This is a genomic window from Microbispora amethystogenes, assembly GCF_016863015.1.
GTDB lineage: Bacteria > Actinomycetota > Actinomycetes > Streptosporangiales > Streptosporangiaceae > Microbispora > Microbispora amethystogenes.
In genome coordinates this window covers 19,856-46,767 of sequence record NZ_BOOB01000012.1, presented here as the reverse complement: position 1 = coordinate 46,767, position 26,912 = coordinate 19,856, and the positions used below count along the sequence as shown (strand labels likewise).

The following is a 26,912-nucleotide window of genomic DNA, read 5'->3' as shown; positions in this document are numbered from 1 at the left end:
GGGGGCCGGCCGGTGTCAGGCCGTCCACCCCCTGAGTAGGCAGGTCGATGACGATCGTGAGCCACCCCGGCACCGGAACGGGCCACCGCGCCCGTCGAGGGACCCCCCACGCGGTGTCCTCCTACCCGCCGTCCACCCCCACGTCCTCCGCATTCGGCATTCAGCGGGAAGGACGAACCGCATGACCGGCCGTCACCGGATCGGCCTCGTGTTCTCCACCGGCCTGCTGATGACGGCCGCCGCGCTGTCCGCGGCACCCCCGGCAGCCGTGGCCACCCCGCAAAACCCGGGCGTCGCGAACCTGGGCCCGAACGTCACCGTCTTCGACCCGAGCATGCCGGTCGCCGACATCCAGGCGACCCTCGACGCGGCCAACGCCGCCCAGGTGGACAACGAGATGGGCACGTCCCGGCACGCCTATCTCTTCCGGCCCGGCACGTACGGCACGGCGGAGCACCCGCTGCAGATCAAGGTCGGCTACTACACCGAGATCGCCGGTCTCGGCGCCTCCCCCGGAGACGTCGTCATCAACGGCAAGGTCGAGGTCTACAACCGCTGCCTGGAGAACAACGGCACCGGCAACTGCCTCGCGCTCGTCAACTTCTGGCGCACGCTGTCCAACCTGTCGATCAACATCAACGGGGCCGGGCAGGACGACTGCCGGAAGGGGGCGAACTTCTGGGCCGTCTCCCAGGCCGTCTCGATGCGCCGTCTCAACGTCACCGGCGGCACGTTGTCGCTGATGGACTACTGCACCGCCGGCCCGCAGTACGCCAGCGGTGGCTTCATCGCCGACTCCAAGCTGCCCTCCGTCATCAACGGCTCGCAGCAGCAGTGGCTGACCCGCAACACCGAGATCGCCGGCTGGTCCAACGGCGTGTGGAACCAGGTCTTCTCCGGGGTCGTCGGAGCGCCCGACGAGAGCGGGTTCCCCAACCCGCCGTACACGACGCTCGACACCACGCCGGTCAGCCGTGAGAAGCCGTACCTGTTCGTGGACGCGCAGGGCAGATACAACGTGCGGGTGCCCGCGGCGCGGAAGAACACCCGGGGCGTCTCCTGGGCGAACGGCCCGACCCCGGGCCGTACGCTGCCGATCGGCGACTTCTTCGTCGCCAGGCCGTCGGATTCCGTGCAGACCATCAACAGCCAGCTCGCCCGGGGCAGGCACCTGCTGCTCACGCCGGGCGTGTACGACATCGCGCGGAGCATCGAGGTCAGGCGTCCCGGCACGGTGGTCCTCGGCCTCGGGCACGCCACGCTCACCGCCGTCCACGGCTCGACTCCGATCGACGTCGCGGACGTCCCCGGCGTCGTCGTCGCGGGCGTGACCATCGACGCCGGAACGGAGAGGTCGCCGGTCCTGCTGCGCGTGGGCAGGGAGCACGGCGGGCACCGGACCTCGGCGAACGACCCGACGACCCTCTCCGACGTGTACTTCCGCGTCGGCGGGCCGCACGTCGGCAAGACCGACGTCGCGCTGCAGGTCGACAGCGACGACGTGCTCATCGACCACACGTGGGTGTGGCGCGCCGACCACGGCGTCGAGGGCTTCACCGACACGCAGCGCTGGCAGACCAACATCGGCCGCTACGGCGCCGTCGTCAACGGCGACCACGTGACGGCGACCGGCCTGTTCGTCGAGCACTTCCAGCGCTACAACACGGTCTGGAACGGCGACGACGGCACGACGATCCTCTACCAGAACGAGCTGCCGTACGACCCGCCGACCCAGGCCGACTGGATGAACGGCAAGGTCGAGGGGTACGCCGGTTACAAGGTCGGCGACCGGGTGCGGACGCATCGCCTGTACGGCGCGGGTGTTTACGTCTTCAACCAGAACAACCCGTCGATCCACACCGAGAACGGCTTCGAGGTGCCCCGCACCCCGGGCGTGCGGCTGCACCACATCATGACGGTCAACCTCAGCGCGGGCACGATCGACCACGTCGTCAACGGCGTGGGCGACGCGGCCGACACGACCAAGGTCGGCGCGCCGGTGTACGTCACGGACTACCCGGCCCCGTAAGGAACGAAGAACAGCGGAAAGGTGCGGGCCGTACGCGGTCCGCACCTCGCGGGGGACGGCTCAGTCGGAGACCGCGATGCGCAGGCGACGGAAGCCGCGGCCCTTGCTCTCGATCTTGGCGACCCTGATCCTGCCGATCTGCTTGGTCGAGGCGACGTGCGTGCCTCCGTCGGCCTGGGTGTCCAGCCCGGTGATGTCGATGATCCGTACCTCCGGGATGCCCTCGGGCACGAGGTTCGTCGCGGTGCGGATGATGTCGGGGATCGCGAAGGCCTCCTCGCGCGGCAGCACCCGTACGTCGATGCGGCGGTCGGCCGCGATCTCGGCGTTGCAGGCGTCCTCGACGGCCTCCTTGAAGCCCGGCGGCACCTCGGGGAGGTTGAAGTCCATCCGCGCGGTGAAGGGCTCCATGTTCCCGCCGGTCACGAGGGCGCCGTAGTCGCGGAACACGACGCCGCAGAGCACGTGCAGGCCGGAGTGGGTGCGCATGAGGGCCGAGCGCCGTTCGTCGGCGACGGCCGCCCGTACGACGGTCCCCGCGGGCGGGATCGGATCGTCCTGCGCCGGGATCAGGTAGAGGTCGTCTCCCTTGCGGACGCCCTCGATCCTGGTCTCGACGCCCTGCCACAGCAGCACGCCCTGGTCCGGGGGCTGACCGCCGCCGCCCGGATAGAAGGCCGACCGGTCCAGGACGACACCCTCGGGCGTGGCCTCCAGCACGACCGCCTCGAAGGACCGCAACTCCTGGTCGGCGAGTTCGAGCCGGCGCGTACGCCCATGTAGATCGAACGTCATCCCAGGAAGTCTACTTCTCCCTGCCGCGGAGTACGGGGCACTGGGAGGGCGGCGACCCGCCAGGTCCTCGCCTGACCACCCGCACGTAACACCGGAGAGGCCGGGCCTGCCGCGTGCCAGGCCCGGCCGGGCGGTCACTGATCGCGCGATCCGTCGCTACTCGTGCCTCGGCGGATCCTGGCGGCTAGCTTGTCGACCTCCTCCGTCTGGTGGAGGGTCTCCAGCCGGGTCTCGAGGTCGACCTGCTGCCGTTTCCGCTGGAAGCGCCTGTTCTCCTCGTGGAGCTGGTGCTCGTACTCGCCGACGACCTTCCTGTCCTCCGCCTGGCGCTTCGCTTCGGCCCTGTCCAGGTCGCTTCGCCGCTTCCTGTCAATCAGTTCGTCGTACGAGGTGGATCCGTTGATCAGCTTGCTGATCACGGGAAGGCAGTCGAACAGGACGAAGAAGATGCGCAACAGCCAGTGTACGAATGTAACGAAGCCGCTCTGGCTGGACAGCGTTCCCAATGCCTCCCAACGTTCGAGCAGGTCGATCCGCTGGTAGGACTCCTTCTTCTGCCGGACCGTGTCGGCGATCTTCTTGCTGATCAGGCGGCTCTCCTCGGCCTCGTTCTTGTTCTTCTCACCGGCCAGCGCGTTCAACTGGGTTTCGAGGCCGAGCAGCGTCTTCTGGCGCTGGTCGATCCTGCTGTCCGAGGCGAACTTGTCGGCTTCGGCGCGCAGCTTCCGGCAACTCGGCCCGACGCCGAACCGGCCTGTCAGCCCTTCGCCGGAAGTGCCGTTGCACTCCTTCCTGGCCGCGTTCTGGCGGTCCCGGAGTTCCCTTCTGTCGCGGGCGAGCCCGTCGCGCGCCTGCTTGACCTGGTCCTTGAGCTCCGTCAGGTTGGCCCCGGTCGCCACCGACGCCTGGCCGCCGGAAAGGACGTACTCGGCGCAGTCGGGGGCGGTCACGTTCTGGTTCTCCCCCGGTAGGGGGTTGCACCGCGTGAGCCTGCTCTCCAGCACCGTCACTTCCCGCAGCCGCGCGCTTCGGATCTCCTGATCCAGTCTCGTCTGGAAGATGGTCAGCGTGAGCGGCTCAGCGATGATCAGCCCGAGAACGACGGCCACGAAGATACGCGCGACGGCGCTGAGCGACCGGCGGCGAGCGCGTTCCTTGCCGTGCATGCCGCTGATCAGGAACCGGTCCAGATTGGCGACGGCGCACGACCAGGCAAGGGCGAAGGGCAGCAGGAAGAGCCAGAATACGCCGGTCACCAGCGTCGCCGCGCCGAGCAAAGACGCTCCGGCGACCAGTGCCGTACTGGCCACGATGCCGCCCAGGCTCGTGTAACGGGCGCGCTCCTGGCCCACCTCGCGAATCAGGCGCTCGTCGACTCCGGCCAGCCACCGGAGGAAGCGACCCGCCCTCCCGCGCACTGCGGAGACTCGTACGGGCTGCGGAGATGTGCCGCCACCCCGCCGCGTGGAGGGGATTCTCAGCGAGTGTCCGTTGAGAGGAGTCTGGCGGGTGGCCGTGTCAGGCACGCATGTCCTCCTCCATCAGCGGGTCGTCACGGAACGGGTGCTCCTGGCCGTCTCCGGCGCGTCTGCTGTGTCCGTCTCCGTCGACCGGATGGCGTGGTTCCGCCGGACCGGTCGGCTCCACCGCCGCCTGGTTCGTGCCTGCCAGGCTGTTCCCGTCCACCGGCGCGGTCGCGTCGCCGGCCTCCAGCATGCGCAGGAGATCCTCGCCCGCTGCCTGGTCGAACAGCCCGCGGTGGATGGCGGCCCGGATAACCTCGATACGGCCTTCCGCGCGCTTCACCTGCATCTCGTAGCTGACCTTCCGGCTCCAGCGCAGGTCGTCCAGTGCCGTCGCCACCCGTGCGAGAGCGTCCTGCCGGGCGTCCTTGGCGAAGCCAGCGAGGTGCTCGGTGTAGTCGGCCGGGCTCAGATCGGGTGCCGACAGCAACAGCGTTTCGTGGGCTCCTGAGCCGCTCTGCAGGTACTCCCGCATCTTGGCCGCGTCCTCGATCTGGTGACTGCGGTCAGCGGACGCCTGGGTGCGAGCGAACTGCCGGTCCTGGCTGATCCTGTGGTGCTGGTAGTCCTGCTCCTGCAGTTCGTACTCGCGTTCGCGAAAACGGGCCTCCGTCTTCAGTTCGTGGTCTCCCCGCAGGTCGTAGCGCTTCACCTCGCGGTCCCGCTGGCTTTGGGCCACCTCCTCCGGCTTCGCCACGTGCACGTGGGACAGCACGATCTCCATGCCGGAGACGAGCGGCGGGGTCATCGTGCAGTACGCGTACAGCTGTGCGGCGACGTCCCCCCGCACCTGCTCGACGGCGTCGAGTTCATACGGCAGCCCGAGCTCGAACAGGCGCTGGTGAGCGCACAGGTAGTTCGTGAGCGCTCCCGCGACGTCCTGATGCCCGTCGCGAACGACGGCCTCAGGATCGCGAACCGTGCAGGCGAAGGTCGCGGAGACCGTGAACTCGGTGGCTCCCGCCGACTTGATGGGGACCTGGACGGTGACCGCCCGGCCCACGGTCATGTCGACGACGCTGACGCTCGTCGCCTCCAGCACGTGGGGCTCGTTTCCGTGGATGTAGCGCTCGTCGCCGCGCACCAGAGACGCGCCGTGCTTGAAGACCAGCACCTGGTGGGGCAGCGTGCGTGGGAGATCGCTCACCGATCGGCGCGCCGCTTGCAGAAAGGACGGCTTCATCACCGGTTCGAGCGTCTGCTGTTGGACGATCGGATATGTCATAGCTCTCCTCGAGGAGGATGCGAAGGGGGGTCGGTCTCGGAGCCGAAGAACAGGTGGAGCAGGGACAGGAAGACCTCCAGCCGATGCCTGGGGAGGTCCCGTGTCATGACGTACGTGCGGAAGTCCCGCGCGAGCAGCGGACACTCCCTCACGGGCAGCGCACGTGCCAGCGCGGCCATCAGCGCCTTGACGACTTCGGTCTCGCCGGCGTCCCGCTCGTCGAAGCAGGACAGGGTTTCGTGCAGCGTGCTGATCGACGTCCTGCGGTAGGGGCGGTTGACGAGGAGGGCGGCCCAGAGCCTGCCGAGGACGTCGGCGCTGTCGGGTCGCCTGCGTAACTGCAGGGCCGCCACCGGCGTCCCGAGATCGCTGTCACGTGCGGACAGCACCATCAGCACGGTTCGCAGCAGAGGACGGGCGGCTTCTCCCACCCTGCTCTCGGTCCGTACCCGCCGGTCCAGCCAGTCGAGCACCGCCAGAGCGTTGCCGGTCGCGGTGGTCAGGGTCTCGAAGAGCAGGACCAGCGCCTGTCGCGCGCTGCCGCTGGTCCGGTCGTCGGCCTGGACGAGGTACCAGAGCCGCCGCACCGCCTCCGCGGGGAAGCGGACGGCAATCTCGCCGGAGAAGGCGAGGGCCGAGGTGGTGCGTACGTTCTCGTTCTTCGACCTCGACCATCGGATCGCGGTGCGCAGAGCGTGCGCCGGAAGCCCTTCGTTGAGGCACATCCACGACAGCGTGTTGGCTGCCACCACCTGGCCCGTCCATCCCCTGGAAGCGCCGGCCCACGGACGCAGGAAGGTGTCGTGGACGTAGGGGAAATCCTCCGCCGCCAGCAGCGCCAGTCCCTGGGCGATCTCGACGCGCAAGCCTACGTCGGGTTCCACGACGATGTCGTCCAGCCACTCGGCGACCGGCTCCCAGACCCTGGCCCCGTGCCTGTCCCACAGCTCGGACACCACGTGGCCTCGGTAGCCGTAGGTGCGGAAGGTGAGCCGCCGCTCCGGTATCCCGGTCGCGTCGGTGCCGCGCTCGACCACGAGCAGCGAATCACCCGAGACGCGCCTCCGGCGGGTCTCGGGCATCGGGGCCGCCTCCGCGTCCCCTTCTGGTGGGTGCGGCTGGGAATCCGTTATGGCCGCCAGACGGCCATGCAGGCGTTCGAAAGTGCGCTCGGGCAGGTTGGCGGTGAAGACCGCCGCGGTCATTTCGAAAATCTGCTTCTGGTTCGGCCCCTGCTCGAACCAGTCGCCGACCCGTCGGCGTGCGACCGCTTCCAGCCCGTCCAGCGCCGTGTCCAGACGCTCGCCACGGGCGAGCGCCCGAGCCAGCGCGACCACGTCGGCCACGATGTGTTCGGCCGTGATCGCCTGGGCCGCCGCCTCCAGGGGCGCTCCCGTCAGGCCGTACGCCCGGAGTATCCGATCGGGCGGCGGCTGGCCCCAGGTCACCTGCCGCACTGGCGGCATCGTGTGGGCGGCCCCCGTGATGACCAGATGGGCCTCCGCCTCCTGCAGCCTCTTCTCCAGCGCGCGGACGTGGAAGTCGGTCACCTCCGGATCCTGTCCGTCGGCGGCCCAGCCGCACAGCAGGTAGCCGTATCCCTTCCGGTAGTCACGCGCGGCGAGTTCCTCCAGCGTGTAGCCCGGGCTCAGGTCCACGAGCGTCCCGGCGACGGTGAGCAGCAGGTTGATCGCGCCGCTGCGCTTACCGCTCCGGCGCTGGCTTCGGCCGGGCTCGACCAGCGCGAGCACCCGGACACGCCCTTCCGTGAGCAGCTCGGCGGCTTCGACGTAGCAGGGAGGGGGGACGTACCTGTCGCGCGATCCGGTGATCTCCGCTTCCGTCAGAGGGCCGGACCTGCGCCTCGACCAGTCGGCCCCCTCACCGGACACGCCGACGGTGCCCGCGCGGACCCGCTGGTAGAAGTGGTTGATGACGGTCTGGCCCTGGTAGAACTGGCGTACCCGGTCGCGCGTCTCCTCTTCGCCGGGCGCGACCGGCTCGCCTCCCTCCTCGGGAGTGGCTTCCTGATCGGACATCTGCGCGTCAGTTGCCGATGCCGATGGTGCCGTTGGTCACGTTGACCGGGGCATGGAAGAGGTTCACCGCGATCTGCTGTGCGGCGAACTGCCGCAGCAGCCGATCGGGCAGAGCATCGTCACGGACCATCTCCTGAAGGGTCCGGTAGAGCTCCTCGCGTGAGTAGGGCTGCTCCGTCTTCCCCTTCTCCTTGCGGAACCGGCGCAGCCGGTCGAGCAGGCCACCCGTCGCGGCCACGGCGGCCTCCGTGCCGTACGCGCCGACTCTCTCGAGACCGCCCGCCGCGATCACCGGCCACAGCGCGTCGGCCACATCCTGCAGGTTCCCGGTGTCCATAGTCACTCCCTTGCTCTGGCTGCCGCTGGGGGCGGCAGCCCCCGTCATCGGCTCCGTCCTGGATCCCGCTGAGCGCTCCGGCACGAGCATCCAGGCGCGTTCGTCGCGCTCCTTGGTCCGTACGGTGACCTCGGTGAACAGACCGGGGCGATAGCCGGTGTGTCCCTGCGCGACGACGTCCTCGAAGATCCGTTCCGAGAAGACGACCACCAGGTTCGCCTGGGGCGCCGAGGCGAGCGCGCGTCGTGCTTCGTTGGCGTCGAGCAGGCGGCACACGGTCACCGCGGCCTGGCCCACATAGCCGTTCCGGCCGGGGACGACGACTCCGTGGTGCATGGCCAGGCGGAGCCGCAGCCGCACCTCGTCGCGCAGGTGCCGGTTGTGCCGTCGTAGCGCGGCCTCGAGTTTCCACACGAAGTCGTCGACCACGCGCAACTCCGGATCGTCCGGGGAAGGCAGGCACAGCCGGCCATCCCCCTGCTCCTGGCACGACCATCGGTCCATCGACAGCCCCGCCTCCGCCGCGGCCTCCTGCAGGACTTCTACGAGGCCCGACTGCACAGCCTCGTGCCGCATGTCGTCGCCCCGGCCGTAACCCTCGGCATCGGCGGCCACCAACAGCCTCCGGCCGAAGTCGGCACTGCCCATCACTTGTCACCTTTCGTGTCCGAAACCCCTGTTGCGGTACCGAGTCTCGTCAGCATGGGAGCCGAGAACCCCGTACCAATACGGGATCTCAGTGATTAATCGGAACTGGTGCCGTCCTGGCCCCTGGCGTAGCGCGACAGGCCGGCCACATCGTTGATCACGTAACGGCGGTAGCCCGACTGGATCAGCCCGGCCTTCTTGAGTCTCTGTACGGCCTTGCCCACCGCGTCTTCCCGGGCGCCGACGAGCCTGCCGAGTTCGGTCTGGGACAGCTCGACACCGATGTCACGCCCGGTCGGCGCCGGTCGGCCGTGCCGATCGGCGAGTTCGACGAGCACGCGGGCGAGGCGGGTGGGAACGTCATAGCCGGTCATGTCGAGGCGCCGCCTGTTGGCCCAGTCCAGCCTTTCGGCGACCATGCGGGTCAGCGCGCTCCACGCCGGGGGAGACGAGTCGAGGAACGAGAGGAAGTCGCGAGCCAGGATCGTGTGCACCAGCACAGGGGAGCAGGCGGTCACCGTGGCCGAACGGGGCAAGCGGCGCAGGGAGGCCATCTCCCCCACCACGTCTCCGCTGACCCTGATGCCGAGCATGGCCTCGCTTCCGTTCGCCAGATGAGCGGAGACCTTGACGCACGCGGTCGAGGCCGGACGGATCCCGGCACTGCGCAGGAGCAGGATCTCCGTACGCGAGGTGTCGCCCTGATGGATGAGGACCGTTCCAACGTCATGACGCCGACTCTGCCCGAGGGAAAGCAGCACGCGCCTGTCCCGGGGGCTGAGCCACGACATCAACGTTCCTGCCGGCCACCTCTCGGGCAGGTCGTTGTCTGCCGTCATGAATACACCTTGGGTGGATTGCTCAGGAAAGCCGAATTCGCTGATTTCCGTCGCAACCGTAGTGGCGGTCTCCGGCAGGGGCCACGGCTTAACGAGAAAGCGATATTTACGTGTCTATCCGTATATCCGGCATCGTATAAATCGCTCTAAAGATGAATAAGTCAGACAGAACGACCTACGCGTCGTTGATTGGCAATGCCTCTTCTGCCCACGGGGTGGGCGTGTGGCATCGGCGCACCGGTCTCCATGCGACCGATGCGCCGATGACGGCGGTCGGCTCAGCGGAGGCCGGCGAAGAGGTCGTCCTCCTGGTCGGGGGTGGCCACCCGGGACGTCTTCCTGATGAAGAACTCGTGCGCGAAGGCCTGGTGCTGGGCCTCGGGGGACATCTGCAGCACGGGGATGTTCTCGCCCTGGCTCGCGTGGGCCCGCAGGGCCTTCATCTTGTTCTCCACGTACGGCGAGACCTCGACGACGGAGGTGATCAGCTCCTCGGGGGTGCCGAAGTCGTCGGGGATCTCGAAGTCCTTCGGAGCCGTGCCGTTTTCCTGCATGAACTCGAACATCCGCTGGATCCGCTCACGCGGCACGGCGATGTAGTACAGCTTGTCCGGGATGCCGGTCATTTCTGCCGCGGCGACCGCGATGCGGTGGGCCTGGATGTGGTCGGGGTGCCCGTAGTTGCCGTTCTCGTCGTAGGTGACGATCACCTGGGGACGGTAGCGCTCCATGAGCGCGGCGAGCCGCGCGGCGGCCGTCTCGACCGGGACGTTGGCGAACGCGTCGGCGTGGCCGTTGCCCTCCCAGCCGACCATGCCGGAGTCGCGGTAGCCGAGCAGTTCGAGGTGGTCGATGCCAAGGTGGGCGACCGACTCGCGCAGTTCGGCCAGCCGCTGCTCGGCCACCGCCGCGTCGTCGTGCCCGGGCTCGCCCGGCTTGACGCCGCCGGGCCCGTCGCCCTGCTCGCCGTTGGTGCAGGTCACCAGGACCGTACGGATGCCCTCCTGGGTGTACTTCGCCAGGACGCCGCCGGTGCCCATCACCTCGTCGTCGGGGTGGGCGTGCACGGCCATCAGGGTGAGCTCCGAGTCCATTCCATCCCCCGTGGTGTCGTTTACCGTCACCTGGACGACCCTATATCCCGGCTTGATCCTCGGTGCGTGGCGAACCGGCGAGGCGGGAGACCGGGGTCATGCGGCTCGCCACGAGCCACCAGACGAGGAGCAGCGCCAGGGCCAGCACCACGGCGAAGGGCGGCAGGGTCCAGACTCCGACGCCCTGCGCGATCGCCCCGGCCAGCCAGGGGAACACGGCCCCGCCGACCACCGACACGCCGTTCAGCAGCCCGATCGCCGTGGGAACCAGCCGGGGCACGGTGAGCCGGGGCGCCACGGCCATCGTCGTGGGGAACACGGGCCCGAGCCAGAAACCGAGCAGCACGAAGCTCACGCCGGCCACGGCGGGGCCCGGCGCGATCCAGGCCAGCACCGCGCTCGCGGTGATGCCGGCCAGGCACACGAAGGTCATCCCGGTCGCGGTCATGCCGAGTCTGGTGGCGGCCGGGCTGATGAGGAAGCGGCCGAGGGCGAGCCCGAGCCAGTAGCCGGAGACGGTGTATCCGGCGATCAGATCGCTCTGCCCGTGCTCCTCCACCAGGAAGCTGAACCCCCAGTTGCCCACGCCGATCTCCAGGCCGACGTACACGGCCAGGAACACGGCACCCAGCAGGACGGCGGGCTGCCGTATGACGGCGGTCAGCAGGCCGGGGCGCTCCGCCTGCCCCCCGTCCGCGGCGGGCGGCGGGATCTCGCGGGCGGGCAGGGTCAGCCGGAACCCGGCCAGCAGCGGCAGGCTCACCAGGGCGAGGACCAGCCACACGGCCGTCCACGGCAGGAAGGTCAGGATCCAGGTGGCCAGCAGCGGCCCGAGCAGCGCGCCGACGCCGAAGAACGCGTGCAGGCGGTTGAGCAGCGTCGTCGCCCCGGGCCGTTCGGTGAGATAGGCGTTGAGCACCGATTCGAGGATGCCGGTGCCGTACCCGGCCAGGATCTGCACCGCCACGAAGGCAGCGAACGGCGGGCGTACGGCCGTGTAGAGGCCGGCCAGGGCGAACACGCCGCCGCCCACGACAAGCGAGGTGCGCACCCCGAAGCGGTGGATGAGCCAGCCGGCGGTCGACCCCGCCAGCATGAACCCGGCCGAGAAGGTGAAGAACTGGGTGCCGACGGTGGCTTTGTCGAGGCCGTAGTCGTCGATCTGCGCGGGCAGCAGCACCCCCCCGACGCCCGCGCTCAGGCCGACCAGGACGAAGGTGGCGTAGGCGAGGGCGACCGGCACCCACGATTCACGCCGCAGAGCGGACACCCGACCTCCCGCGATTGACGAGCAGCCTGCCGACCACCCGCGGCGCGGGAGCATCGGTCCGTGATCACCGGTGATCCCGTTGGGCGAACATGTTACTTGCCACACCCGTCAGCACTGAAGGGCCTTTTGGGGAGTTACGGCGTCCGCCCCCCGGTGGGCCTTCCCGGCCAGAGGGTCACTCCCGTGAGATCGCCGCGAGGTTGAGCACCCGCGACTCGTTTCCCGGCTCGATCAGAGTCTTCTCGGTCGCCGTCCGCCCGGTCTCGATGTCGTAGATCCGCAGGCTCGTCCGTACGTTGCACGGCCCGGCAACCACCCCCCACTTTCGGGTTATTTGTGGTGGTTTACGTAGCCTGAAGTCCTGGGAGAGGGGAGACACCATGCCCGATCCAGCGGACGCGACCGTGTTCTTCGTGGGCAACGCCACCATGATCATCAGATCTCACGGGTTCACCCTGCTGACGGATCCGAACTTCCTGCACCGGGGGCAGTGGGCCCGTCTCGGCTACGGCCTGCGCACCCGCCGCCGTACCGAGCCCGCGATGGGGGTCACGGAGTTGCCACCCGTGGACCTGGTCGTCCTGTCGCACATGCACGGCGACCACTGGGACGACATCGCCCGCCACGGCCTCGACAAGGACCTGCCGATCGTCACCACCCGCCACGCGGCGCACCGGCTGAGGCGCCAGGGATTCCACCGGGCCGTCGCCCTGGACCCCTGGGAGTACCACTTCGTGCGCCGCCACGACGCCACGCTGACGGTCACCGCCACACCCGCCCGGCACGCCCCCGGCCCGGTCGAGAGGCTGATGCCGCCGGTCATGGGCAGCGTGCTCGACTTCGCCCACGCCGGGGAGGTGGACCTGCGCATGCACATCAGCGGTGACACGATCATGGACCCGTGCCTGGCCGAGATACCGCGCCGCTTCCCCGACATCGACGTGGGCGTTGTGCACCTCGGCGGCACCCGGATTCTCGGCGTCACGGTGACGATGGACGGTCACCAGGGCGCGGAGTGGCTGAGGCTGATGCAGCCGGAGTCGGCCCTGCCCGTGCACTACGACGACTACGAGGCGTTCGCCTCGCCGCTCAAGGACTTCCAGCAGCACGTCCGCCGGGCGGGGCTGTCCCACCTCGTGCACTACCTCATGCGCGGCGAGACCTACCGCCTGCCCGTACGGCAGGCCGGCCTGCGCCCCCATCGCCCGGTGACCGGTCCCGGCCGGGGCACCGGCCCGCCGTACGGCTGAGCGCGCGGCCGTCACGCGCGCTTTCGGCGGCGTACGGTGAAGGCGATCACGAGGTAGGGCACGGCGGCGACGGCGAAGAGCGGCCCGGGGCCGGCCCACACCGATCCGGCGGCGTAACCGCCGTACACCGCCAGGGAGACGATCTCGACACCGACTCCGGCCATCGAGGTGACGGTGGCCCGCGCGCCGTCCGAGATCTCGTCCTGGAGTCGCGCGTCCAGCGTCGCCGAGGCCCACTGGACCAGGCCGAAGGCGACCGCCACCAGCGTGACCGCCGCGGGGTGGCGCGCCGCGACTCCCGCGGCCCCGGCGGCCAGGCAGACGGCGGCGAGCACCAGGGCCGGTGCGAGCGCGCCCTGCCCGCGGCCGGCGAACCACCCGCCGGCCATGCCGCCGACGCTCACCAGCAGCACGAGCAGCGGGACCGTCCCGGCGGACACTCCGGTGGCCTGGGCGAGCAGGGGCACATACTCCTCCATCGCCCCGATGACCGACATCACCGACAGGACCGTGATCGCACGGCGGATCACCGGCCCCTCGCGCACCTGGGCGAGGCCCTCCCGCAGGACGGCGAGAGGGTTCGTCAGGTGGGGGATCTCGCGGTGACGGCGCGACTCGGGGAACGTCAGCGCCACGGCGGCGCAGAGCGGTGTCACCAGAACACTGGCCAGACCCACCGCGCGGAGACCGCCCGCGGCGAGCACGGGCGCCGCGAGCGCACTGGCGGCCGCGACGGCCGTGGTGCCGATGGCGGCCGACCGGCCGACGAGCACCGGATAGCGGTCCTGCCTGCCACATCGCCCGAGCTCCTCGTACACCAGGGCCTGGACGGTGCCCGAGCGCAGCGAGCCCCCCGCGCCCCACAGCACGAAGCCCAGCGCGAACGACCAGTAGGAGGGGACGAACGTCCACAGGGCGTACCCCGCGCCCGTGAGGAGGGGCGCGGCGGTGAGCAGCGCCCGGCGCGAGACGAGGTCGGCCCAGACACCGGACGGGATCTCCAGCACGAAGCCGGTGACGGACCAGATCACGAACAGCGAGGAGATCTGGGCGGGCGACAGCCCGTTCTCGGCGAACAGCAGGGCGTACACCGGATAGAGGACGATGAAGTCCTCAAGGAACGCGTAGGCGTACAGCCGGGCCGCGAGGGCCCGTTCGGGTGAGCGTCAATGTCGCCAGGTCATGCCCCGCACCTTATGTCTCCGCCGATCTGCCGCGCATCGGGTTTATGCGGCGCGGGGCTCGCTCACGGGCTGACGGCCAGGAGCAGGAACGCGGCGAACAACGTGAGGTGCACTCCGGCCTGCAGCAGGGTGGCCCGGCCGGGCACCACGGTCAGGGTGGCCACGATGACGGTGAGGCCGAGCAGCACGATGTGCGTCGGGCCGAGACCGAGCAGCAGCGGCCCCTCCAGCCAGAGCGACGCCGCGGCGATCGTCGGGATGGTCAGGCCGATGCTCGCCATGGCCGAACCGAACGCCAGGTTCAGGCTGACCTGGACCCGGGCCCGCCGCGCCGCGCGTACGGCCGCGAGGGTCTCCGGGAGCAGCACCAGCAGCGCGATCGCCACGCCCACGGCGGCCTGCGGAAGCCGTGCCGTACGCGCGACCGTCTCGATGGCGGGCGCCTCGATCTTCGCCAGTCCGACCACGGCGATGAGCGCCGCCAGCAGCAGCGCCAGGCTGACCATGGCCGCGCGGTTGGAGGGGAACGCCGCGTGCTCCGCCTCACCTCCCTGCTTGCTCCCCTGCCTGCCGCCGCGCTCGCCGGTGGTCTCGACCGGCAGGAAGTATTCGCGGTGCCTGATCGTCTGGGTGAGGACGAACAGGCCGTACAACGCGATCGAGGCGAACGCGGCGAACGCGAGCTGGGCGGGGGCGAAGGCGGGGCCCGACACGGTCGTGGTGAAGGCGGGCAGCACGAGGCTGAGCGTCGCGAGCGTGGCGACGGTGGCCAGGGCCGCGCCGGTTCCCTCGGCGTTGAAGACCGCCACCCGCCGCCGCAGCGCGGCCATCAGCAGCGACAGGCCGACGATGCCGTTGCAGGTGATCATCACAGCGGCGAACACCGTGTCGCGGGCGAGCGACGACGCGGCCGGGCCTCCGGACACGGTGAGACTGATGATCAGCGCCACCTCGATCACCGTCACCGCCACCGCGAGGACCAGCGACCCGAACGGTTCGCCGACCCGGTGCGCGATGACCTCCGCGTGATGTACGGCCGCGAGCACCGCGGCCGCCAGGAAGACCGCCGCGATCGCGACGACGAGGGGAGGAATCGTCCGGCCCCAGGCCAGGGCGAGCACGATCACGGCGAGGATCGGAGCGGTCGTCGTCCAGGTGGTGGCCAGTCGGCGGAAGAACAGATTCACGCCCTTCATCCTGCCCAAATGGGACGATTTACGATGATTTGCTCATTTCTCTCTCTGGCGCGGGGCTGAAGCCTGGGCCGCCGCCGCCGCCGTCGCCGTCGCCGTCGCCGTCGCCGCCGTCGCCGGTGCGGGCGGGCGCCGTGCCGTCCCGGACGCACGGCGGTGCAGGCCCGCGCCGTACGGCGGTGCGGTGTCAGCTCTGTGCGGTGTCAGCTCTGTGCGGTGTCAGCTCTGTGCGGTGTCAGCTCTGTGCGGTGTCAGCTCTGTGCGGTGTCAGGGCTGTGCGCTCTCAGAACTGTGCAGTGTCAAAGCTGTGTGGTCTGAGCCGTGTGGTCTCAGAGCTGGCCGAGCAGCCAGCGTGGTCCGGTGACGTGGGCGCCGAGCGCCGTGACCCGCTCGCGCAGCCCGCGGTCGGCGGTGACGACGAGTGCCGTCTCCCACGGCCGCACGCCGCGTACCGTCTCCACGATCGCGTCGTCGCCGCTGCCCCCGGCCAGTACGACCGTCATGTCCCCGTTCACCGGCCCGGGGTCGGCGGCCTTGGCCGCGGCGCCCTCCAGCACCGCGAACATCCGGGGGAACCACCGCGTGAGCGCCGGCACGCCCTGCGGCATGTCGCCCACGCCACGCACCGTCAGCGCGATCAGCTCGTTGAGCAGGCGGTTCGCGGCGCCCGCGCGGTCCTTCCACCAGCCGTGCTCGGCCCGCGCCCCGATGATGTTGGCCATGTCGAGGACGACCACGACCGGGCTCAGCGCGGCCCGGATCAGCGGCCAGGAGCCGGCGAAGCCCGGATGCAACTGCCTGGCGGTGACCTCGTCCGCGGCCACCCACCGCATGTCGAGGCTCTCGCCGTTCGCGGGTGCGGCGTCGAGCAGCCCGTCCGCCTCCGCGATCACCGTCTGGAACGACCACCCGCCGTGGTCGTCGACGTAGAGTCCGCGTACCCGGACGAGATCGGCGCGGAGGGCCGCCTCTTCCCGCGCCTCGCGCAGCGCGCCGGTGACGGCGTCCTCGTGGCTGTCGCGGGCCCCGCCGGGCAGGCCCCAGGTGCCGCCGTGATGGCTCCACCAGGCCCGCTTCTGCAGCAGCACGTACGGCATGCCGTCCAGCGTGTGGTGGACGGCGAGGAGGCCGGCGGCGCCGTGTAGCCCCCAGTGCTGGTGTCCCAGCGAGCACAGGGCCCAGCCGTCGCCGTCCATCGCCGCCATGCTCTTATTTTGTCGCACGCGACCTGGGGAGCCCCCGGTCGTCCTGGTGTGGAGTCGTGTGCCCGTCGGTACGGCGTCACCAGTGGTCGACGGGCACCTCCACCCCGGCGGACAGGTCGAAGAGGGTCACGCCGTCGGCGAGGCGGATCACCTGGATCTGCGTCGCGAAGCGGAGACCGCGAAGGCGTATGGCGGCCTCGTGCGCCCTGCGCGGGAAGTGGTAGCGGTCGGCCGCGCGGCCACCGCCGGGAACCGGCCGGGCGGAACGGACCTCGAACCGGTCAGGAGGCCACAGAGGGGGCAAAGGCGCAGATTGCTGCCAAGTGGACATGTCTCTCCTGTCTCGCCGTTGAGAACAAGCAGTCGACCGGTCCGGCGCGTATGATCGCCACAGCGTGACGGCGTCGTAGGCCGATCGTTATTAAGTGGTAAGCGATCCTTCCCAAGCCGGAGTCCGTCGCCCGTTAGCGTTTGAGCCCTCACTCGTGATTCCCCTTTGTCCGGAGAATCAGGAGATGTCATATCTGGAGAGACGCCCGCTTCTGCGGCCGGAGAAGCGGGCGTTGTCCTCCACCCCTGGCTCCGCCATCCACCCCAGCTCATCCCCGTCGATCGTCGGTGGCGTCAGCGGCCGTTGACGGAGAAGTGCTGGTAGTCCCGGGCGCCCGACCAGGTGCCGCCCCAGCCCCAGCCGATGCTCGCGAAGGCGCGCACCACGCGGTCACCCCTGTTGATCACACCGGGCTTCTTCAGCGGTCTGTCCACGAACGCGTCCGCGTTGCGGTGCGCGTTGCTCCCGTCCGCCTCCACGTACGGGTTCTCGCGCGGGTTCAGGTCCACCGCCAGCCCGTACGCGTGGTTGGACCAACTGCCCGATCCCGTGGCGTTGCGGCAGTTGAAGGCCGAGGTGTTGTCCACCTCGATGGAGTCGAAGTCGCTGCCCTTGTAGACGTCGACGGGCTCCATCCGCCGGATGGGATAACGCATGTCGTACAGCTTCCCGAAGACCGACGCGACGTCCTCGGCCACCGATTTGTTGACCACGAGTGTGCCGGTGTGCGCCTTGTCGTCGAAGCCCCAGTAGGTCATCGTGATCTTCCGCAGGCCGCTCGGCGCCACCGGGCAGCCGGGCCGCCAGGAGTGCCGCAGCTCGTCCCGGGACACTTTCTCGATTTTCGAGGAGAAGGCGGGCGGGCCGCTCGGGCTCGGTGCGCCGCCGTCCTCCGGAGCGGACGGGGTGGGCGTGGCCGAGGGCGTCGCGGACACGGGGTCGGTGGACACGGGCGTGGCGGCCACCGGGGAGAGGGACGCCGCCGGTGACGTGACGGCGGCGGGCACCGACGTCCGGGCGGGTGCGGAGGCGGCGCCTCCGGCCTCGGGGCCTGCCGCGCCGCCACAGCCGGTCACGCCCACCAGCGTCGCTATCATCACCGCTGACCTGCGGTTCTTTAAGAAGCCCATAGGCGCAGAGTACCCGCGGCCGCAGGATGCGCCGACGGTTGTGCACAACCTGTGGATAACAAGCCCCCGAAAACGCTCACCCGCCTTCTTGGATGGGAGACTCCCAGGCGTGCGTACCAGGCCCGGCCCGGAAACCGGGGATCGGAAACGTCGGAAGCCGCCGCTAGGGTGGCGTCCGTGATCGAGGAACTGCGCTTCGGCGGGGTGAGCGTGCCGGCCCACGCTTTCTTCGTGGGTCTCGGCGTGGTCCTCGCCAGCGTGGTGTTCGTCCTGGAGGCGCGACGCAGGGGAGCGCTCCGGGAGGAGTCGCTGGTGGCGGTCACCGGCGCGCTCGTCGGCGGAGCGGTGGGCATGCGGCTCTCCGGCTGGGCCGAGCACCTCGACCCCGCGCTGAACCCCGGGATCGTCGAGGCGTGGATGTTCGGCGCCCGGAGCATCCTCGGCGGGCTGACCGGCGCGTACGTCGGCGTGCTGGTGGCGAAACGGCTGATCGGCTACCGGGAGCGGACCGGTGACCTGTTCGCCCCCGCCGTCGCGATCGGCATGGCCGTCGGCCGCCTCGGCTGCTTCCTCACGGAGGCCCCCGGCCGCCCCACCGCTCTTCCCTGGGGCGTCCACGCGCCCGCGACCGTCCCCGAATGCCCCGGATGCCTGGCCGGGCAGGCCATGCACCCCTCGTTCCTCTACGAGGTCGTCTTCCAGCTCGCCGCCTTCGGCGCGCTGCTGTGGGCACGCGGCCGCGTCGACCGCCCGGGCGAGCTGTTCACCCTCTATCTGGGCGCGTACGCCGTGTTCCGGTTCCTGGTCGAGTTCACCAGGGCGAACGAGACGGTCTGGCTCGACCTGACCCGCCCGCAGTGGTTCCTGATGCCGGGCCTGGCGCTGCTCGCCGTCCGGCTGACGTATGGCTATCGCAAGGGGTTCTACGACAGGCTGCTCCCGGGGCGGGGTGAGCGGCCGCTCTTAACAGGAGTACGGCTTTCGCCCGCCGGCGAGGAGGACAGATGAGCACACCCCCCGAGCCGCCCGAGCGGCCCCAGGACCCCCGTCCTGGCGACCCACCCCCGCCCCCGAACCAGCCTCCGCCCCCCAACCAGCCCCCGCCCCCGAACCAGCCCCCGCCCCCGCACCAGCCTCCACCGCCCGGCCAGGCGCAGGGTGGCGCACCTGCTCCCGGCGGGCCATATGGCCCGGGCGGTGGTTCCGGTCCCGGCGGGCCGTACGGCCCGGGTGGCGGTGCGCCCTACGCGTGGCCGCCACCGCCGGCGCGGCAGGAGAACACCACCGGAGTGGTCGTCGCGCTGACGTTCGCGGGGGTCGTGCTCGAAGTGATCGTCAACGCGGTCCTCGCCGTCGCCACCCTGGCGGCCGCCGACGGCCTCGGCTCTCACAAGGAGTTGGCGGTCGTGGGCGGGGCCGTGATCCTGGCCGCGATCGTCTTCGGCGGCGGGACGCTGCTGATCCGCCACCGGCAGCCGTGGTCACGGGGGCTCGGTCTCGGCCTGATGATCGGGTGGGCGCTCGTGACGATCCTCAGCGCCGGTTTCTGCACCGGCGTCAACACCTCGCTCTACACGAACGGTGGACTGTGACCATGGGGATGCCGCTGCGGGGAGACCGGATCCTCCGCTACGTCAACGCGTTCTGCCCCCTCTGTCACGAGGAGCGGCCGGACCGCCCGCTGGCGGAGGTGCCGCGGCTGTCCGGCTGGCTCGCCGCCCGTGACGGCCGTGTCTACCTGGAGCGCGGCTGCCGGGTCCACGGCATGGTCAGGACCCTGTACGACGAGGACCCGGAGATCCTCGCCTACCTTGAGGAGTGGACCGCTCCCACCAAGGCCCACCTGCCCGACGTCGCGGGCAACTTCGACCCGATCCCGGAGGCGTACCTGCGGGGTCTGCCGGAGATGCAGACGCAGCACACGTGCATCCTCCTGGAGGACGTCGCGGAGGCGTGCAACCTGCGCTGCCCGACCTGCTTCACCGAGTCCTCGCCCGACCTGCGGGGAGTCGTCCCGGTCCGGGAGATACTCGCCAACGTCGACCAGCGGCTGTCCCGGGAGAACGGCCGGATCGACGTGCTCATGCTCAGCGGCGGCGAGCCGACGCTGCATCCCGATCTGCCCGAGTTGCTCGCCGAACTGGTGGCGCGGCCCGTCACCCGCATCCTCGTCAACACGAACGGCCTCCTGGTGGCCAGGGACGACGCCCTGCTCGACCTGCTCAGCGAGCACCGCGAGCGCGTCGAGGTCTACCTGCAGTACGACGGCGTGTCCGCCGAGGCGTCCCGGCACCACCGGGGCGGCGACCTGCGGCGGCAGAAGGCGGAGGCGCTGCGCCGGCTGTCGGAGCGGGAGATCTTCACGACCCTGGTGATGACGGCCGCGCTCGGCGTCAACGACGGTGAGATCGGCGACGTGGTGCGCCTGGCCCTCGACACGCCCTACGTCGGCGGCGTGTCGATCCAGCCGCAGTTCGGCTCGGGACGGTCCGGCGTGATCGACCCGATGGACCGGCTCACCCACACCGGCGTGCTGAAGCGCCTCGGCCCCCAGACCGACGGCCTGGTCACCTGGCGGGACCTCACGGCACTGCCCTGCTCGCATCCGCACTGCTGCTCGGTCGGCTACATGGTCAGGGACGACGCCGACCGGTGGCGCTCGCTGACGGCCCTGATCGGCCACGACCGCCTCAAGGAGAACCTCGGCCTGGTCTCGAACCGGATCGTCGATTCGGAGATCCCCCGCGAGCTTCGCATGGCCGTGCAGGAGTCGCTGCTGGGCCTGTTGTCGGAGCAGTCGTCGCTGTCCCACCCCGAGATCGGGAAGATCTGGCGTGACATCTGCGAGAACTGCGACCTCGGGCTGACGACCCTGCTGACGCTCGCGTCGTCGGTGCTGCCCGGCCGGCAACGGCGCCTGCGCAAGCTGCTCGGCGAACGGGTCGTCCGGATCACGATCAAGCCGTTCATGGACATGTCCACCATGCTGGAGGAACGCCTGACCCAGTGCTGCGTACACGTCGGCACCCGCTCCGACCAGGACCAGTGCGCGCCGTTCTGCGCGGTCCAGGCCTGGCCGGCGCTCGCGCGTCAGCGCCTGTCGGCGGTCGCCTCCGCCGACCCCGGCGTGCGACTGCCGCTGGTGGAGATCACGTGAGCCGCCGTGCCGCGGGGCCGGCGTGAACCCCGGCACCGGGCCGCGGGCGGGTGACCGGCCGGACGACCATCCCACCGGCGTCGCCTACGAGCAGGCCCTCGCCGCCCACGGCCGTACGCCCGGCCAGGCCCCGGGGGACGGGCAGGGGCAGGGGCAGCCGTACGATCCGCTGAAGCTGTGCGTCTACGCCACGGTGGCGCTGCTCGCCTGGCTGTTCGGAGCGTGGGCGGTGCTGGCCTTCGCCGTACTGGGCGTCGCCGGATACTGGCGGGCCCGCCGCGCGGGGCTCACGAAGAGCAAGTGCTATCTCCGCGACACCCGGCTCGTCCTCGCCTACCTGGGGCTGATCGCCCTGGCCGCCGCCGTGGCCCTCGTGCTCCCGCACCTGCCCCGCTGAACGCGCACGTCTATCCGGTGAGCCCGAGCTCGCCCGCGCGGAGCCCGGCCTGGAAGCGCGAGCCGGCGTCCAGCGCCTCCATGAGCTCGGCGACCCGCCTGCGGTACGTACGCACCGACAGGCCGAGGTGCCGCGCCGCGGTCTCGTCGGTGTGCCCCGCGCCGAGCGCGCGCAGGACGGCCCGGCTGTCCTCGTCGAGGTGCGGCACGTCGCCGCGCAGGTAGGCGGTCAGCTCGGTGGCCGCGTCCCAGGCGGCCGTGAAGAGGGCGTACACGCCGCTCACCAGGGTGGGCGAGGTGGTGACGGTGTACTCGCGGGGGCCGGGTTGGTCCCGGCCCGCGAGGATCATCACGCGCCGGTCGATGACGATCGTCTCGTGCGGCAGCGGGGTGGAGCTGATCCGCACCTCGATTCCCCTGGCCACGGCCTCGCGCAGGTGCGTCCGCGAGGCCTCGTCGACGAGGGCGACGGGGGTGTAGAGCTTCCTGACGGCCAGGCCGGAGGCGCCGGGGCCGGGCATCCGCCCGGCCACCGAGTGCCGGGCCCCGGGCTGCGACCAGGTCGCGAGGTCGCGGGCCGCGCACACGAACTCGTGCCGTACGCCGGTGAACAGATGACCGGCCCGGGCCACGAGCTCCGCGTCGCCGCGGACGGTGATGACCTGTTCGGCTGTCATTCGCCCATTATGACCCTCTATGAGCTCGGCCGGAGGCTGGCAGCTTGCTGCCACCACGTTGGCCGCCGCCCCCGGTCGCGCGAGGCTGACGGCATGACGACTGACACGAACGCCGCGCTCGGCGGCGAGTTCCTCCTCGGCGGCGACCTGCCCGTTCACCGGCTCGGCTTCGGGGCGATGCGGCTGCCCGTCGGCACCTTCGACGGCGCCGTCCGCGACCCCGAGACGGGCGTCGCCGTGCTCCGCCGCGCCGTCGAACTCGGCGTGGACCACATCGACACGGCATGGTTCTACCGGCGTGGGGGCGTGGCCGCCAACGACCTGATCCGCCGGGCGCTCGCGCCGTACGCGGACGGTCTGGTGATCGCGACCAAGGTCGGCCCGCTGCTCGACGACACCGGGCTGCCGACCGGCGAGGCCGGTCCGGGCGGGCTGCGCGGGCTGGTGGAGGACAACCTGCGCAGCCTCGGCGTGGAACGGCTCGACCTCGTGTACCTGCGGGTCGGCGGCATGGGCGCCCCGGGCGGCGCCTCGATCTCCGACCGGTTCGCGGCCCTGGCCGAGCTGCGCGAGGAGGGGCTGATCCGGCACCTGGGCGTCAGCAACGTCGACGCCGCCCAGCTCGACGAGGCCCTGGCCATCGCGCCGGTGGCCGCCGTGCAGAACAGCTTCCACGTGCAGGACCGGGGCGACGCCGAGCTGCTGGCCCGGTGCGAGAAGGACGGCATCGCCTTCGTGCCCTTCTTCCCGCTCGGCGGCGGATGGCGGCCCATCGACCAGACGCGTCTGGCGGCGGTCATGGAGCGCCACGGCGCCACCGCCTCGCAGATCGCGCTCGCGTGGCTGCTGGAGACCTCGCCCGCGCTGCTCGCGATCCCCGGTACGGGCGTCCTCGATCACCTGGAGGAGAACATGGGGGCGGCACGGATCCGCCTGACGCCGGAGGACCTCGCCGCCCTGGAGGACTGAAAGCCCTTCAGGGCCGGAGCCGCCGAGCTGGCTGGAGCTGCCGGGCGACGGTGTTTGGCGGAGCTTTTTCGTCGAACGCTCGCGCACATGTTCGATGAGGCGCTACAGTCTTGGGCATCGGATCGAACACGGGTTCGGTCGAGTCCCGGCAGGTGAGGAGTGTGCGATGGCTGTGCCGACGGTGTCCGCCGCCCCCGCTCCCACTCCCGCTTCCGGCCTCGCCGGCCCGGCGGTGTTCGATCGCGGCGTACCGTCCCCGGCTCCGCCCGTCGTCGTCCCGGTCGTGCCGGCCCAGGCTCCGCCCGCCGCCGTGCGGTGCGTGCCGGGGCCGCGCCGGGCGACACGCCGTAGCGCTTTCTACGGAAATCTACGACGGCCGCTATATCCCGTCATAAAGTCCGAGAGCGTGGACCCCGTGCGCAACCCCTACGCCCCCGGCGCCGGACAGCGCCCCCCGGAGCTCGCCGGACGCGATCGCGAGCTCCAGCAGTTCGAGGTCGTGCTGGAACGGGTGGCCAGGGGCCGCCCGGAGCGGAGCATGGTCCTCACCGGTCTGCGCGGTGTGGGCAAGACGGTCCTGCTCAACACCTTCAAGTCCATGGCCATGCAGCGGCTGTGGGGCACCGGGAAGATCGAGGCCAGGCCCGACCAGTCGATCCGCCGCCCGGTGGCCGCCGCGATGCACATGGCCATCAGGGAGCTCGCGCCCCGGCACCGCGCCCCCGAGCGCATCGAGGAGTTCCTCGGCGTGCTCAAGGCGTTCGCCATGCGCGATCCCGCCGCCGCGAAGGGCACGTCCCACTGGTCGCCCGGCATCGACGTCCCGGCCGCCCGCGGCCGGGCCGACTCCGGTGACCTGGAGATCGACCTGACCGAGCTGTTCGTCGACGCGGCGGGCGTGGCGACCGACCTCGGCGTCGGCATCGCGCTGTTCATCGACGAGATGCAGGACGTGCAGGCGCCGGACGTCTCGGCCCTCTGCGCGGCCTGCCACGAGCTGTCGCAGAGCGGCGGCCCGCTGATCGTCGTCGGCGCCGGCCTGCCGCACCTGCCGAGCGTGCTGTCGGCGAGCAAGAGCTACTCCGAGCGGCTGTTCCGGTACGCCCGCATCGACCGGCTCGACCGCGACGCCGCGGACCTGGCGCTGATCGTCCCGGCCGGTCGCGAGGACGTGGAGTTCACGCCCGACGCGCTCGACGCGTTGTACGAGGCGGCCGACGGCTACCCCTACTTCGTCCAGGCGTACGGGAAGGTCGCCTGGGACCTCGCGCCCCGCAGCCCGATCACCGCCGAGGACATCAAGGTGTCCGCGCCTGAGGCGGAGGAGGAGCTCGCCGTCGGCTTCTTCGGCAGCCGCTACGAACGGGCCACCCCCGCGGAGCGCGACTACATGCACGCGATGGCCCAGCTCGGCGACGACCCGGTGCCGACGGCCGAGGTGGCCGAGGCGCTCGGCCGCAAGCCGTCGAGCCTGTCCCCGGCCCGCGACAGCCTGATCAAGAAGGGCCTGATCTACAGCGCCGAGCGCGGCGTGATCGGGTTCACCGTCCCCCATTTCGGGAGGTTCCTGCGTGCCCAGCCGGTCTGAGCGGCACGCCATCGACCTCTCTACGGCTTTCTAGAGGGGAAGCTAGAGAGCCGTAGAGAGCTGAAGTGAAGTCCTCGATGCGGGAATCTACCCCTGTATAGCGTCAGGCCGATACAGGGGTAGATTCCCGCAGAGAGGCGTCCGTACGGTCGCCGGTGGTGGCCGCGACGCGGCCGTCCGCCCCGACCACGGCGGCGCGCACGGCGGGACGGCGTCCGCTCAGATACACGGCGAAGACCACCTCCGCGCCCTCCTGGGCGGGAAACACGAAGAAGCGCCAGCACAGCTCGCGCCACATGTCGGACGGCTCGCCCGTCAGCAGCGCCCCCGCGTGCGCCCGCCACGCCGCACTGGCGCGCAGCCGGGACAGCGCCCGCCCGGGAGGCAGCGCCCGCTGCTCGCACGGCGCCCGGTGCCGTACGCGGGCGACGACCTCGTCGACCTCCGGCGAGAGGGTGAGCAGCAGCAGGACGAGGCCGCCGGCGACCCAGGCCGCCGTCCCCCGCGGCAGGACGGCCGGCTCCGTGAGCCCGGCCGAGGTGTTCCCGGTGTTGCCCACCGCGACGAGGACCGCCATCGCCGTCAGCGCGGCGGCCCGTCCGATCGACCGCAGCCCGACCGGCGCCGCGCTGACCTCCCCGAAACAGCCGCATCCGACGTCGGGCCGCCGCCTGCGCAGGTCCCAGAGGACATATGTCGCGATCGCGAAGAACACCACCGGCGACCAGCGCGTGGCGGGGTGGTCCACCACCAGCGATCCGCCCGCCAGGGCGAACTCGGTCAGCGCGCAGGCGATCATCGCGGGCCTGGCGAAGCGCTCCGGCGCGAGCGCGACCGGGCCCAGCCGGGTCAGGGCGCCCGGCGACGCCTCACGACCGGCCGTGGCCAGCTTGGCGACGCCGCCCAGCGTCAGCGTCAGGGCGAGGACCGGCAACGCGGCCGTCGCGATGATCGTAAGCACCGGGTCACCCCAATCCGACGCGCGCGTTGAAGCAGCCCTTGGTCAAGTCTCCCCCGAGCGCGACGTAGGACGACGCCGACAGTTCGACGATCCTCCCGCGCGGGGAGGTGCCGCATTCCAGGCAGCGGTCGCAGAACCGCCCGGCGAGGCATCCGCACGCCACGATCGGCAGCGCGTCGGCCCGCCCGTCGCACACGTTCCGTACGCGCAGCAGCGAGCCCAGCGCGAGGTACGGCAGACCCGCGCAGGAGACGCCCGCGTCGTCGCAGCCGGTGTCCCCGGGTTCGAGCATGGGATAGGCCGCGCCGTCCTCCGGAAGGTCCGCCCACACGGCCGTGCCCGCGACGCTCGCCTGGACCCCTCCGTACGCCGGGGGAGCCGGGGGCGACGCCGAGGCGTGGTACGGCGGCTGCGAGGTGGCGGGGAGATGCGCCAGCGACGTGCCCTGGTCGAGCAGGCCGATGGCGTCGAACAGATACCCGGGCTCCAGCTTCGGGTGCCGCACGCGGATGCGCCCGGAGGAGCGGTAGGGGACGACGATGGAGCGTTCCCGGCGATGGGGGCCGCAGTCGAGGTCCACGGTGAGATCCCGGGATCCGCGGACGTCGCGGATGACGCCGGTGATCCGCGTGACGTCGGCCCAGACGCGCTCGGCCACCGTGCCCGAGCGCAGCGCCCTGATGACCACCCGCGACCCGATGGGCACGTCGGCGGGCGCGACCGCGCCGCCGCGCCAGGCCGTCGCCCACGGCGCGATCACCAGGCGTCGCTGCCGGCCGTCGTCGGCCTCCACGATGATCAGATGTGGGCTGACGTCGATCACCTCGCCGTCGACCACGTCGTACGGCGCCTCTTCCTCCGGCGACCGCGGCGCGGGCCCGGGATCGCGCCCGAGCGCCGCCGCGGCCAGCATGCGCCGTCGCGCTCCGGCCCGGTGCGGTAATGACCCTTCCACGTCGTCCAGCCTCACATGCCGGGGTGGGATCGAGGGGCGGTTTTCCGGGCGATGGTGGCGTCCGGGAGCAATATTCCTCCTCCCGGTGCAAGGGCCTGCACCCGCCGTGGGCAAACC

25 protein-coding genes are annotated in these 26,912 nt (G+C 70.9%); 8 read left to right on the top strand and 17 right to left on the bottom strand.

Annotation, left to right across the window (positions count from 1 at the left end; all coding sequences use genetic code 11):
- Positions 1-181: 181 nt before the first annotated feature.
- Complete coding sequence (locus Mam01_RS08570) at positions 182-2,029, top strand: pectate lyase-like domain-containing protein (protein WP_204284850.1); 1,848 nt, start codon at positions 182-184, stop codon at positions 2,027-2,029.
- Between the two features lie 60 nt (positions 2,030-2,089).
- Here Mam01_RS08570 and Mam01_RS08565 read toward each other — a convergent pair whose 3' ends face one another.
- The 9 genes from Mam01_RS08565 to Mam01_RS08525 all read right to left on the bottom strand — a co-directional run bounded on the left by Mam01_RS08565 (position 2,090) and on the right by Mam01_RS08525 (position 12,115).
- Positions 2,090-2,824, bottom strand: coding sequence for an alanyl-tRNA editing protein (locus tag Mam01_RS08565; protein WP_204284849.1), 735 nt, complete (start codon positions 2,822-2,824; stop codon positions 2,090-2,092).
- 134 nt (positions 2,825-2,958) lie between these two features.
- Entirely contained in the window at positions 2,959-4,242 is a 1,284-nt protein-coding gene (locus tag Mam01_RS08560; RefSeq protein ID WP_204284848.1) for a DUF4407 domain-containing protein, read from the bottom strand.
- 100 nt (positions 4,243-4,342) lie between these two features.
- On the bottom strand, positions 4,343-5,572 hold the full coding sequence (locus Mam01_RS08555; RefSeq protein WP_204284847.1) for a hypothetical protein: 1,230 nt from the start codon (positions 5,570-5,572) through the stop codon (positions 4,343-4,345).
- The gene (locus Mam01_RS08550; protein WP_204284846.1) at positions 5,569-7,611 is read right to left on the bottom strand and encodes a hypothetical protein; all 2,043 of its coding nucleotides are present in this window, start codon (positions 7,609-7,611) and stop codon (positions 5,569-5,571) included. The genes Mam01_RS08555 and Mam01_RS08550 overlap by 4 nt, the downstream gene beginning before the upstream one ends.
- 7 nt (positions 7,612-7,618) lie before the next feature.
- Complete coding sequence (locus tag Mam01_RS08545) at positions 7,619-8,596, bottom strand: hypothetical protein (protein WP_204284845.1); 978 nt, start codon at positions 8,594-8,596, stop codon at positions 7,619-7,621.
- Between the two features lie 95 nt (positions 8,597-8,691).
- Positions 8,692-9,435, bottom strand: a complete 744-nt coding sequence (locus Mam01_RS08540; RefSeq protein ID WP_239101144.1) for a Crp/Fnr family transcriptional regulator — start codon at positions 9,433-9,435, stop codon at positions 8,692-8,694.
- Between the two features lie 278 nt (positions 9,436-9,713).
- On the bottom strand, positions 9,714-10,559 hold the full coding sequence (locus Mam01_RS08535) for a PIG-L family deacetylase (protein ID WP_239101143.1): 846 nt from the start codon (positions 10,557-10,559) through the stop codon (positions 9,714-9,716).
- 10 nt (positions 10,560-10,569) lie between these two features.
- Positions 10,570-11,799, bottom strand: coding sequence for an MFS transporter (locus Mam01_RS08530; protein ID WP_204284844.1), 1,230 nt, complete (start codon positions 11,797-11,799; stop codon positions 10,570-10,572).
- Positions 11,800-11,974: 175 nt separating this feature from the next.
- Positions 11,975-12,115: a hypothetical protein gene (locus Mam01_RS08525; protein ID WP_204284843.1), complete on the bottom strand. Its 141-nt coding sequence runs from the start codon at positions 12,113-12,115 to the stop codon at positions 11,975-11,977.
- Between the two features lie 64 nt (positions 12,116-12,179).
- On the opposite strand from Mam01_RS08525, the gene Mam01_RS08520 reads away from it, so the two are divergent.
- Positions 12,180-13,049, top strand: a complete 870-nt coding sequence (locus Mam01_RS08520; RefSeq protein ID WP_204284842.1) for an MBL fold metallo-hydrolase — start codon at positions 12,180-12,182, stop codon at positions 13,047-13,049.
- Positions 13,050-13,060: 11 nt separating this feature from the next.
- Here Mam01_RS08520 and Mam01_RS08515 read toward each other — a convergent pair whose 3' ends face one another.
- The 5 genes from Mam01_RS08515 to Mam01_RS08495 all read right to left on the bottom strand — a co-directional run bounded on the left by Mam01_RS08515 (position 13,061) and on the right by Mam01_RS08495 (position 18,092).
- Positions 13,061-14,155, bottom strand: a complete 1,095-nt coding sequence (locus Mam01_RS08515; protein ID WP_345530710.1) for an MFS transporter — start codon at positions 14,153-14,155, stop codon at positions 13,061-13,063.
- A gap of 140 nt (positions 14,156-14,295) precedes the next feature.
- Positions 14,296-15,420: a calcium:cation antiporter gene (locus tag Mam01_RS08510; RefSeq protein WP_204284840.1), complete on the bottom strand. Its 1,125-nt coding sequence runs from the start codon at positions 15,418-15,420 to the stop codon at positions 14,296-14,298.
- A gap of 335 nt (positions 15,421-15,755) precedes the next feature.
- Positions 15,756-16,631, bottom strand: coding sequence for an NUDIX hydrolase (locus Mam01_RS08505; RefSeq protein ID WP_204284839.1), 876 nt, complete (start codon positions 16,629-16,631; stop codon positions 15,756-15,758).
- A 76-nt stretch (positions 16,632-16,707) separates the two neighbouring features.
- A complete protein-coding gene (locus Mam01_RS08500) occupies positions 16,708-16,935 on the bottom strand; it encodes a hypothetical protein (protein ID WP_150933782.1) in 228 nt (75 codons plus the stop codon).
- A 320-nt stretch (positions 16,936-17,255) separates the two neighbouring features.
- A complete protein-coding gene (locus Mam01_RS08495; protein WP_239101142.1) occupies positions 17,256-18,092 on the bottom strand; it encodes a M15 family metallopeptidase in 837 nt (278 codons plus the stop codon).
- A gap of 177 nt (positions 18,093-18,269) precedes the next feature.
- Between Mam01_RS08495 and Mam01_RS08490 the strand changes: the two genes are divergently transcribed.
- The 4 genes from Mam01_RS08490 to Mam01_RS36455 are packed head-to-tail and all read left to right on the top strand — an operon-like array spanning position 18,270 to position 21,646.
- Complete coding sequence (locus Mam01_RS08490; protein ID WP_239101141.1) at positions 18,270-19,100, top strand: prolipoprotein diacylglyceryl transferase; 831 nt, start codon at positions 18,270-18,272, stop codon at positions 19,098-19,100.
- A complete protein-coding gene (locus Mam01_RS08485) occupies positions 19,097-19,684 on the top strand; it encodes a hypothetical protein (RefSeq protein ID WP_204284838.1) in 588 nt (195 codons plus the stop codon). The genes Mam01_RS08490 and Mam01_RS08485 overlap by 4 nt, the downstream gene beginning before the upstream one ends.
- 2 nt (positions 19,685-19,686) lie before the next feature.
- Positions 19,687-21,249, top strand: coding sequence for a radical SAM protein (locus Mam01_RS08480; RefSeq protein WP_239101140.1), 1,563 nt, complete (start codon positions 19,687-19,689; stop codon positions 21,247-21,249).
- 22 nt (positions 21,250-21,271) lie between these two features.
- Positions 21,272-21,646: a hypothetical protein gene (locus Mam01_RS36455; protein WP_239101139.1), complete on the top strand. Its 375-nt coding sequence runs from the start codon at positions 21,272-21,274 to the stop codon at positions 21,644-21,646.
- Between the two features lie 10 nt (positions 21,647-21,656).
- Here Mam01_RS36455 and Mam01_RS08470 read toward each other — a convergent pair whose 3' ends face one another.
- Entirely contained in the window at positions 21,657-22,322 is a 666-nt protein-coding gene (locus Mam01_RS08470) for a helix-turn-helix domain-containing protein (RefSeq protein WP_204284837.1), read from the bottom strand.
- Between the two features lie 93 nt (positions 22,323-22,415).
- On the opposite strand from Mam01_RS08470, the gene Mam01_RS08465 reads away from it, so the two are divergent.
- Both Mam01_RS08465 and Mam01_RS08460 read left to right on the top strand, forming a co-directional pair.
- A complete protein-coding gene (locus Mam01_RS08465) occupies positions 22,416-23,291 on the top strand; it encodes an aldo/keto reductase (RefSeq protein ID WP_204284836.1) in 876 nt (291 codons plus the stop codon).
- Positions 23,292-23,697: 406 nt separating this feature from the next.
- Entirely contained in the window at positions 23,698-24,879 is a 1,182-nt protein-coding gene (locus tag Mam01_RS08460; RefSeq protein WP_117408895.1) for an ATP-binding protein, read from the top strand.
- Between the two features lie 103 nt (positions 24,880-24,982).
- On the opposite strand, the gene Mam01_RS08455 is transcribed toward Mam01_RS08460, so the two are convergent.
- Positions 24,983-25,840: a MauE/DoxX family redox-associated membrane protein gene (locus tag Mam01_RS08455; RefSeq protein ID WP_204284835.1), complete on the bottom strand. Its 858-nt coding sequence runs from the start codon at positions 25,838-25,840 to the stop codon at positions 24,983-24,985.
- Positions 25,841-25,844: 4 nt separating this feature from the next.
- On the bottom strand, positions 25,845-26,795 hold the full coding sequence (locus Mam01_RS08450; protein ID WP_239101138.1) for a hypothetical protein: 951 nt from the start codon (positions 26,793-26,795) through the stop codon (positions 25,845-25,847).
- Between the last annotated feature and the right edge of the window lie 117 nt (positions 26,796-26,912).